Source organism: Labrys sp. WJW (assembly GCF_001676615.1).
GTDB lineage: Bacteria > Pseudomonadota > Alphaproteobacteria > Rhizobiales > Labraceae > Labrys > Labrys sedimenti.
The window spans coordinates 25,215-34,428 of record NZ_LYXZ01000015.1; the positions used below are offsets into that span (position 1 = coordinate 25,215).

Below are 9,214 nucleotides of genomic sequence, written 5' to 3' on the forward strand. Positions count from 1 at the left end.
TCAAGACACGACGCATTCATAACCCCGGTGTACCATGGGATTCCAAACGCACGGCGTGAACAAACTCGCCGGCGACGCGGCAGGCTTGTCTTCGGCCCCGCAAGTCGACGTCATCGAAGTGCTGCTTCCCGACACCAACGGCATTCTCCGCGGCAAATGGCTGCCCGGCTCGGCGATCGACAAGGTCCTCAAGGACGGGGTGGCGATGCCGCAATCCATGTTCGGCCTGGACGTCTGGGGGCGCGAGGTCGAGGAAACCGGCATCCACATCGAGACCGGCGACAAGGATGGCCTGTGCCGCCTGGTTCCCGGCACGCTCAAGCCGGTGCCCTGGTCCTCCCAGCCTGCCATGCAGGCACTGATCTCGATGTACCTGCCGGATGGCCGGCCCTGGATGCTCGATCCGCGCCATATCCTCAAGGCCCAGCTTGACAAGCTCACCGCCCGCGGCCTCAAGCCGGTGGTGGCCTTCGAGCTGGAATTCTATTTGCTGCAGGGCGGCGGCAAGCCGGGCGAGACACCCAAGACCGTGTTCCACCGCGACACCGGCCCCGCCCGCCAGAACATGTATTCGATCTCCGATCTCGACACCTTCGCGCCGGTGATCCAGGAGATGCGCGAGGCCGCCAAGATCCAGGGCCTGCCGGCGGATTCGGTGATTTCGGAGGCCGCCCCCGGCCAGTTCGAGATCAATCTCTATCATCGCGACGACGCCATGGCGGCCGCCGACGACGCCGTGCTGCTGCGTCGCATGATCCAGGGCGTGGCGCGCAAGCACGGCCTCGTCGCCAGCTTCATGCCCAAGCCCTATCTCGACACCGCCGGCTCCGGCATGCACATCCATGCCAGCCTCCTCGATGCAGAAGGGGCCAATGTCTTCGCCAAGCCGGAGACGGGCGACGAAACGCTGCGCCATGCCGTGGGCGGCATGCTGACCCATATGCCCGAGACGGCGCTGCTGTTCGTGTCGAGCTACAATGGCTTCCGCCGCCTGATGCCGGGCTCCTATGCGCCGGTTTCCCTGACCTGGGGCTATGACAACCGCTCGGTGGCCGTGCGCATCCCCAATGGCAGCCCAGCCGCCACCCGCATCGAGCACCGCATCGCCGGTGCCGACGCCAATCCCTATCTCGTGCTCGCCGCCATCCTGGCCGCCATGCATGAGGGCATGGAGAAGAAGATGCCGGCCCCCGAGCCGATCATCGGCAATGCCTACGATCTCGGCGCTCCCAGGCTGTCGGGCTCGATGCAGGAGGCCGTCGCCCTGTTCCGGGCCTCGGACTTCGCCCGTCGGCATTTCGGCGAGCACTTCGCCGAAGTCTATGCGGTGATGAAGGAACTCGAATGCGCCGAGTTCGAGCGCCGCATCTCGAGCCTGGAATATGAAACCTATCTGTAGTCTCGCAGCACTCAATCCTGCCCGGTAACGGACTTGCTATATAAAACATCATCAAAAACCCTTCGGAAGGCTTGAGCAGGTCTCGCAGGAGTTCTAGCTTCCGCACGACAGCGTCGCGTCCGGGAATGCGCGGCGCTCACCCAGAGGAGGTGTTCCCGATGTCAGCCTTCAAGAAACTGGCTCTCGCGGCCACGGCCGTGGCGTTGCTCGCGGGCCAGGCCATGGCCGAGGACAAGGTCGTCAACGTCTATAACTGGTCGGATTACATTGGCCCGACCGTGCTCGAAGATTTCACCAAGGAAACCGGAATCAAGGTCGTCTATGACACCATGGATTCCAACGAGGTGCTGGAAACCAAATTGTTCGCCGGCAATTCCGGCTATGACGTCGTCTTCCCCTCTGCGACCTTTGCATCGCGCCAGATCAAGGCAGGCGTATTCCAGAAAATAGACAAATCCAAACTGTCTAACTATAAGGAATTGTGGCCCAAGATCATGGAAAATCTTGCGGTTTACGATCCCGGCAATGAATATCTCGTCGACTACACCTGGTTCACTACCGGCATCGCCTATAATGTCGACAAGGCCAAGGCCGTCTATGGCGACAAGCCGCTGAACAGCTGGGACGTGGTGTTCAAGCCCGAGAACCTCGCCAAGTTCAAGGATTGCGGCGTCTATTTCCTCGACAGCCCCGAGGACGTCCTCACCGCCGCCCTGAAATATCTCGGCAAGGAGCCGGGCTCGACCGACAAGAAGGACATCGAGGCCGCCGGCAAGCTGCTCGAAGGCGTCCGTCCCTATGTGAAGAAGTTCCACTCGTCCGAATATATCAACGCGCTCGCCAATGGCGACATCTGCCTGGCCATCGGCTGGGCCGGTGACACCTATCAGGCTAAGGCGCGTGCCGAGGAAGCCAAGAACGGCGTGAAGGTCGATTATGTCGTGCCCCAGGAAGGCACGCTGATGTCGATGGACACCATGGCCATTCCCAAGGACGCCAAGCATGTCGATGCGGCCCACGCCTTCATCAACTACATGATCCGTCCTGACGTGGCTGCCAAGAACGCCGATGCCACCAAGTTCGCCTCGGGCGTGCTGGCGGCCAAGCCCCTGGTCGACAAGGAGATCACGGACAATCCGCAGATCTATCTGAGCGACGACATGCTGGCCAAGACCTATACCGTGCAGCCCTATGCGGCCAAGGTACAGACGCTGGTCACCCGCACCTGGACCCGGGTCAAGACGGGCCAGTGAGCCGATACCGATGCGTGCCGGAATTCCGGCACGCCGGAGGGATCTCGAACGGCGCGGTTTCCGCGCCGTTTTCTTTTGTCCGATGAATTGATTTTGCCGGGCAATTGTCGTTCCATGCCGCCAACCAAAACGAACGAGGAACCGACATGCTCCCCAAGGAATTCGTGGTCGTCGATTCGCGCTTCAAGGCGCTCATCTTCGGCAATTCGCAGCTCGACAAGCTCCATACCGGCACGCGCTGGGCGGAAGGGCCGGCCTATTTTCCGGCCGGCAAATATCTGATCTGGTCGGATATCCCCAACAACCGGCTGATGCGCTATGATGAGACCGACGGCTCGGTCTCGGTCTACGACCATGACAGCCGCAACCAGAACGGCCACACCGTCGACCGCGAGGGACGCCTGATCGCCTGCGAACATCGCGGGCGCTGCGTCAGCCGCATCGAGCATGACGGCAGCCGCACCATCCTGGCCGACAAATATGAGGGCAAGCGCCTGAACTCGCCCAATGATGCGGTGGTGAAGTCGGACGGCTCGATCTGGTTCACCGACCCGACCTATGGCATCGATTCCGAATATGAAGGCGATGCGGCCCCCTCCGAAATCGGCGCCTCCTATGTCTATCGCCTGCCCGCCCGCGGCGGAAAGCTGCAGGCGGTGGCGACCGATTTCGTCAAGCCGAACGGCCTTGCCTTCTCGCCCGACGAATCCAGGCTCTACATCGTCGACACCGGCGCCACCCATGTCGAGAACGGCCCGCGCCACATCCGCGTCTTCGACGTGGGCGAGGACGGCATCGCGCTTTCGGGCGGCAAGGTGTTCGCCACCTCGCCGGCCGGCCTGTTCGACGGCCTGCGCGTCGACATCCACGGCAATGTCTGGACCTCGTCCGGCGAAGGCGTGATCTGCTACGCTCCCGACGGCACGCTGCTCGGCAAGGTGCTCATCCCCGAAGTCGTCGCCAATGTCGAATTCGGCGGTCCCAAGCGCAACCGCCTCTATATCTGCGGCACCACCTCGCTCTACGCGGTGTATCTGAACACCCAGGGTGCCAAGCGGCCGAAGAAATAGTGTTCAGGGTTCCCTGATCACCACATCATAGGCCGGCGCCCCCAAGGGGCCGGCCAGGCTGAAATGCCACCATTCCCGCGCATAATTGACGAGGCCATGGGCGGCGAAGGCAGCAACCAGGATTCGGCGATTGACGGCAGCTTCGGCCGGGACCGTCTTGCTCGCGGTCCAGGACGTCTCGTCGAACAGATCGAAGCCACTGCCGAAATCGAGGGGCTTCGGCTCCCCTACACCATCCAACGATTCGGCTCCGACATCGATTGCGATCCCTTTCGAGTGACTTGACGTGCGGGCGACATAGCCGAGCGCGAACAGTCTCGACTTGGGCGTGCGGGGATAGAACTCGGGCTTGGTCCGCTGGTCCGCGGCATCCCCGGCCCAGGCCAGGAAGTCGGCAACGGCGCGCTTGGGCCGGTAGCAATCATAGACGACGAGCCGCCAATGGCGCTTCTCGAGGTCGCGGGCCGTCGCGGCCAGGGCCTGCGCCGCCTCTCGCTTGAGCCAGCAGACCGGACTTTCATAGCCGGCGACAGGACGGCCGACGAAATTATGCGAACCGGCATAGCGCATGTCCTGGCGGATGCCGGGCGCGATGTCGGCGAGGCGCACGAAGCCGGGCGGCAGGTCGGCGGCGAGGGCGAGGGTGGGGAGGAGGATCGTTGCGACGAGTGCCAGCAGACTATGCGAGGAAGGCGCTGCCCCCCTCATCCCCCTGCCGGGACCTCTAGTCAACTCAAGAGAGTTGACGACACCCGCAAGGGGAGAAGGGGATTTATCCTGGGGGTGCAGAACAAAACAAATGCTCTGCAACCAATGCAACGTTCTATGGCTTATTGGTCCCTTCTCCCCTTGTGGGAGAAGGTCCCGGCAGGGGGATGAGGGGTGGCGGTTGGCCCTCAATTCTGTGGCTCGCATGCCGCCTCCGGCGCCGGCCAGAGCAGGAAGACCCGGTGTTCCGGCCCGTCCACCGCCTGGAAACTGGCATTGCCCTGCGCATCGGGATGCTCCACCTGGATGCCTGCGCCGGGAACGTCGAGGCGGATGCCCTTGGCATTCTGCGTCGCGGTGAGCTTGCCGCCGTCACCGTCCAGGGTGCAGGTGAAGACGGCTCCCTGCTGGCGGCAGCCGCCGCCCGCCCACCATTGGCGCTTGTCGCCCCGGAACCACAGGCCGATACCGATGCCCGAACCGTTGTCGGCCAGGAGGCGAACGGTGATGCGGGTCACGCGCTGCTCGACATGCTTGACCAGATGGGCTGCGTCATAGTCGCGGGCATAGCAGAGCGCCGCCTCGGCGGGCACTGCCATCACCATCAGCCCGGCCATCGCGGCGAGCAAACCAACAACCGGCCCCTTCGGCAACATTCGCACGCTCTCCCCCTGCTCCGTCCTAATTTCACTGGCATTGTGCGCCGGATGCAACTATCTCGACGCCATTATGGCATTGATCAAGATCTGCGGTCTTTCCACCCCCGAAACGCTGGAAGCGGCTCTGGCTGCCGGCGCCGACATGGTCGGCTTCGTGTTCTTCGAGAAATCGCCCCGCCATATCGGCTATGACCTGGCGGCGAAGCTGGGCGCGCAGGTAGCGGGCCGCGCCCGCAAGACCGCGCTTTCCGTCGATGCCGACGACGCCAGGCTGGATGCCATCGTCGCCGCCCTCGCCCCCGACGGCCTGCAATTGCACGGCAAGGAAAGCCCCGAGCAGGTCGCCGCCGTCAAGGCCCGCTACGGCCTGCCGGTCCTGAAGGCGATCGGCGTCTCCTCCGCCGCTGATCTCGAAGGGGCAGCCGCCTATCGCGGCGTGGCCGACTGGCTGCTGCTCGACGCCAAGCCCCCGAAGGATGCCGCCCATCCCGGCGGCAATGGCGTGACATTCGACTGGACGCTGCTCAAGCATCTCGACCGCACCCTGCCCTTCATGCTATCGGGCGGGCTCGATCCCGCCAATGTTGCCGAAGCCATCCGCATCAGCACCCCCGACGGGGTCGACGTCTCGTCGGGTGTCGAAGACCGGCCCGGCGTGAAGAACCCCGACAAGATCAGGGCTTTCGTGGAGACAGCACGCGCTGCTTTCACGTCATCCCGCTGACAACAGGCCGCAACGATGACCGACACCCCCAAGCTCAATTCCTTCCGCAACGGACCCGATGAGCGCGGTCATTTCGGGCAGTTCGGCGGACGCTTCGTCGCCGAGACGCTGATGCCGCTGATCCTGTCGCTGGAGGAGGCCTACAAGCAAGCCAAGGCAGACCCGGCCTTCCACAAGGAGATGGCGGGACACCTTTCCACCTATGTCGGCCGGCCCTCGCCGCTCTATTTCGCCGAAAGACTGACCGAGCATTTCGGCGGCGCCAAGATCTATCTCAAGCGTGAAGAGCTGAACCACACCGGCTCGCACAAGGTCAACAACGTGCTCGGCCAGATCATGCTGGCGCGTCGCATGGGCAAGCCGCGCATCATCGCCGAGACCGGCGCCGGCCAACACGGCGTCGCCACCGCCACGCTCTGCGCCCGCTTCGGCCTGAAATGCGTCGTTTACATGGGCGCCGTCGACGTCGAGCGGCAGGCACCCAACGTCTTCCGCATGAAGATGCTCGGCGCCGAGGTCATCCCGGTGCAGTCCGGCTCCAAGACGCTCAAGGACGCTATGAACGAGGCGTTGCGCGATTGGGTCACCAATGTGCACGATACTTTCTACTGCATCGGCACCGTGGCCGGGCCCCATCCCTATCCGGGCATGGTGCGCGACTTCCAGTCGATCATCGGCCGCGAGACCCGCGAGCAGATGATGGAGGCCGAAGGGCGCCTGCCCGACAGCGTGATCGCCTGCATCGGCGGCGGCTCCAACGCCATGGGCCTGTTCCATCCCTTCCTCGACGATCCCTCGGTCGAGATCATCGGCGTGGAAGCGGCCGGACACGGCCTCACCAGCCTGCATGCGGCCTCGATCGCCGGCGGCCGCCCCGGCGTGCTGCACGGCAACCGCACCTATCTGTTGATGGATGCCGACGGCCAGATCGAGGAAGCCCATTCCATCTCCGCGGGCCTGGACTATCCCGGCATCGGGCCGGAGCATTCCTGGCTGCACGAGGTCGGCCGCGCCACCTATCTGTCCGCGACGGACCAGGAGGCTCTGGACGCCTTCCAGCTGCTGTCGCGCCTGGAAGGCATCATTCCCGCGCTCGAATCGGCCCACGCCCTCGCCAGGGTGGCCGAACTGGCGCCGAAGCGGTCAAAGGATCACCTGATGGTGGTCAGCCTCTCCGGCCGTGGCGACAAGGACGTACCGCAGGTTGCCGAGATCTTGGGAACGTCGCTGTGATGTTCTTCCCTGGGACCGCCGGCATCCTGCCGGCTCTTGGAAACGTTGCAATCCTGGGAACGGAAGAGGCCGGCAAGATGCCGGCGATCCCAGGACGCCATCCCATCCTGCCGCCCCTTGCTCCGAGCCTGTGACCCCATGACCAGCCGCCTCACCGCCCGCTTCGCCGCTTTGGCCGCCGAAAAGCGCGCCGCCCTGGTGACCTTCGTCACCGCCGGCGACCCCGATATCGAGACCTCCGCCAAGATCCTCGCCGGCCTGCCGGAGGCGGGCGCCGACATCATCGAATTCGGCATGCCCTTCACCGATCCGATGGCCGACGGCCCGGCCATCCAGGCCGCGGGCCTGCGCGCCCTCAAGTCCGGCATGACGCTGACCAAGACGCTCGGCGTCATCCGCGAATTCCGCCAGGGCAATGGCAAGACCCCGGCCGACGATGCCACGCCGATCATCCTGATGGGCTATTTCAACCCGATCTACATCTATGGCGTCGAGCGCTTCCTGGTCGATGCCAAGGCCGCCGGGGTCGATGGCCTGATCGTGGTCGACCTGCCGCCGGAGGAGGATGACGAGCTCTGCCTGCCGGCGCTGAAAGCCGGCATCGCCTTCATCCGCCTGGCGACGCCAACCACCGACGACAAGCGCCTGCCCAAGGTGCTGCAGAACACCTCCGGCTTCGTCTATTATGTCTCGATCACCGGCATCACCGGCTCGGCCACGCCCGATTTCGGCGTGGTGGCGGGTGCCGTCGGCCGCATCAAGCAGCATACCGACCTGCCGGTCTGCGTCGGCTTCGGCGTCAAGACCGCCGAGCACGCCCGGGCCATCGCCGAGGGTGCCGACGGCGTGGTCGTCGGCTCGGCCCTGGTGGAAGCGGTGCGCACCAGCCTCGACGCCGACAACCGGGCAACGGACAAGACCGTGCCGGCCGTGCTGGCGCTGGTGAGCGACATCGCCAAGGGCGCCCGCAGCGTCAGGAAGTAAGGCCCGCATACCTATGTCTTTCTCCCCTTGCGGGTGTCGTCAACTCTCTTAAGTTGACTAGAGGTCCCGGCAGCGGGATGAGGGGTCGCGCGCCCTCTCGGAAATGTCGAGAAACCCGTCATCCGGCACTTCGTGCCACCTTCTCCCGCAAGGGGAGAAGGGATGGGACCCGCGCGATCATCCTTTAAAACAGCTCCGGCCGCTTGAGCCGGAGCGTCTGCACCAGCGCGTAGGTCTTGAGATCGCAAAGCTCGCCGCGGTCGGCCATGGCGGCCAGGTCCTTCAGCCCGATCTCGACCACTTCGATCTCCTCGTTCTCCTCCGCCAGGCCGCCGCCGGCGCCCACGCGGCTCGCCGCCGAATATTCGGCCAGGAACATGTGCATCTTCTCGGTCGAGATGCCCGGCATCACGAAGGCGGCGCCGAGCGGGACCAGGGCCTTCAGTTCCAGCCCCGCCTCCTCCATCGCCTCGCGCCGGGCGCAATCGGCCGGATCGTCCTCGTCCAGGATGCCGGCCGGCGCTTCCAGGGAGGCCTCCACGCCATGTCCCTTGAGAATCGCCACACGCAACTGGCGCACCAACAGGGCCAGCCGGCGCTCGGGGTCGAAGGGCAGAACCGTCACCGCATCACCGTGATCCTCGACGCTGCGGTGAATCACCGCGCCGCCGGGCGTGCGGGCCTTGACCATCAGCAGGCGGTTCCAGCCATCATAAAGCAGGGCCTCGTCGAGAATCGCTGCGGCCAAGGCATTCACTCCATTCGAATTCCGCGCAGACAAGCCCAGCAAGGTGTCAAACGCAAGGCAGAACGCCGGTTTCGCGGCGGTTTCATCAAGCTGTCGCAAGAACTGCAAATGGGCGTTGACATCGGCTCTCCGCCCCCCTAGAAGACCCCCGCGCCCAGATGGCGGAATTGGTAGACGCGCACGGTTCAGGTCCGTGTACTGCAAGGTGTGGAGGTTCGAGTCCTCTTCTGGGCACCAATTTCCGAAAGGCTCGACGTGGCTAACGGCCCGTCGGGCCTTTTGCATTTCAGGGCTTCGCAGAGCGCCGCCCAAGCCCGCGCCACGGACTTCAGCTATCGTCGGCTTTCAGCTGTCGTCGCGCAGTCTCTCGGCCCGTTCGCGGGCTTCAGGGGGGATCGGCAGCAGGCCGGAGCCCCGCAGCATCGCCTCGATCGCC

9 protein-coding genes and 1 tRNA gene are annotated in these 9,214 nt (G+C 64.5%); 7 read left to right on the forward strand and 3 right to left on the reverse strand.

What is annotated here, in order from left to right; genetic code table 11:
* The first annotated feature begins 55 nt into the window (after nucleotides 1-55).
* The 3 genes from BA190_RS10560 to BA190_RS10570 all read left to right on the forward strand — a co-directional run bounded on the left by BA190_RS10560 (nucleotide 56) and on the right by BA190_RS10570 (nucleotide 3,722).
* Nucleotides 56-1,399: a glutamine synthetase family protein gene (locus tag BA190_RS10560; RefSeq protein WP_245314662.1), complete on the forward strand. Its 1,344-nt coding sequence runs from the start codon at nucleotides 56-58 to the stop codon at nucleotides 1,397-1,399.
* A gap of 158 nt (nucleotides 1,400-1,557) precedes the next feature.
* Entirely contained in the window at nucleotides 1,558-2,652 is a 1,095-nt protein-coding gene (locus BA190_RS10565; RefSeq protein ID WP_068285986.1) for a polyamine ABC transporter substrate-binding protein, read from the forward strand.
* Between the two features lie 146 nt (nucleotides 2,653-2,798).
* Complete coding sequence (locus BA190_RS10570; RefSeq protein WP_068285988.1) at nucleotides 2,799-3,722, forward strand: SMP-30/gluconolactonase/LRE family protein; 924 nt, start codon at nucleotides 2,799-2,801, stop codon at nucleotides 3,720-3,722.
* Nucleotides 3,723-3,725: 3 nt separating this feature from the next.
* Here BA190_RS10570 and BA190_RS10575 read toward each other — a convergent pair whose 3' ends face one another.
* Nucleotides 3,726-4,430, reverse strand: a complete 705-nt coding sequence (locus tag BA190_RS10575; protein WP_068285990.1) for a M15 family metallopeptidase — start codon at nucleotides 4,428-4,430, stop codon at nucleotides 3,726-3,728.
* Between the two features lie 188 nt (nucleotides 4,431-4,618).
* Nucleotides 4,619-5,086, reverse strand: a complete 468-nt coding sequence (locus BA190_RS10580; protein ID WP_068285992.1) for a hypothetical protein — start codon at nucleotides 5,084-5,086, stop codon at nucleotides 4,619-4,621.
* A 73-nt stretch (nucleotides 5,087-5,159) separates the two neighbouring features.
* On the opposite strand from BA190_RS10580, the gene BA190_RS10585 reads away from it, so the two are divergent.
* The 3 genes from BA190_RS10585 to trpA all read left to right on the forward strand — a co-directional run bounded on the left by BA190_RS10585 (nucleotide 5,160) and on the right by trpA (nucleotide 8,030).
* Nucleotides 5,160-5,813, forward strand: a complete 654-nt coding sequence (locus BA190_RS10585; protein WP_068285994.1) for a phosphoribosylanthranilate isomerase — start codon at nucleotides 5,160-5,162, stop codon at nucleotides 5,811-5,813.
* Nucleotides 5,814-5,828: 15 nt separating this feature from the next.
* Nucleotides 5,829-7,046: a tryptophan synthase subunit beta gene (trpB, locus tag BA190_RS10590; protein ID WP_068285997.1), complete on the forward strand. Its 1,218-nt coding sequence runs from the start codon at nucleotides 5,829-5,831 to the stop codon at nucleotides 7,044-7,046.
* A gap of 138 nt (nucleotides 7,047-7,184) precedes the next feature.
* Nucleotides 7,185-8,030: a tryptophan synthase subunit alpha gene (trpA, locus tag BA190_RS10595; RefSeq protein WP_068285998.1), complete on the forward strand. Its 846-nt coding sequence runs from the start codon at nucleotides 7,185-7,187 to the stop codon at nucleotides 8,028-8,030.
* Between the two features lie 184 nt (nucleotides 8,031-8,214).
* Here trpA and BA190_RS10600 read toward each other — a convergent pair whose 3' ends face one another.
* Nucleotides 8,215-8,778, reverse strand: a complete 564-nt coding sequence (locus tag BA190_RS10600; RefSeq protein ID WP_068286002.1) for an NUDIX domain-containing protein — start codon at nucleotides 8,776-8,778, stop codon at nucleotides 8,215-8,217.
* Between the two features lie 152 nt (nucleotides 8,779-8,930).
* Between BA190_RS10600 and BA190_RS10605 the strand changes: the two genes are divergently transcribed.
* Nucleotides 8,931-9,015, forward strand: a tRNA-Leu gene (locus BA190_RS10605).
* Nucleotides 9,016-9,214: the final 199 nt, after the last annotated feature.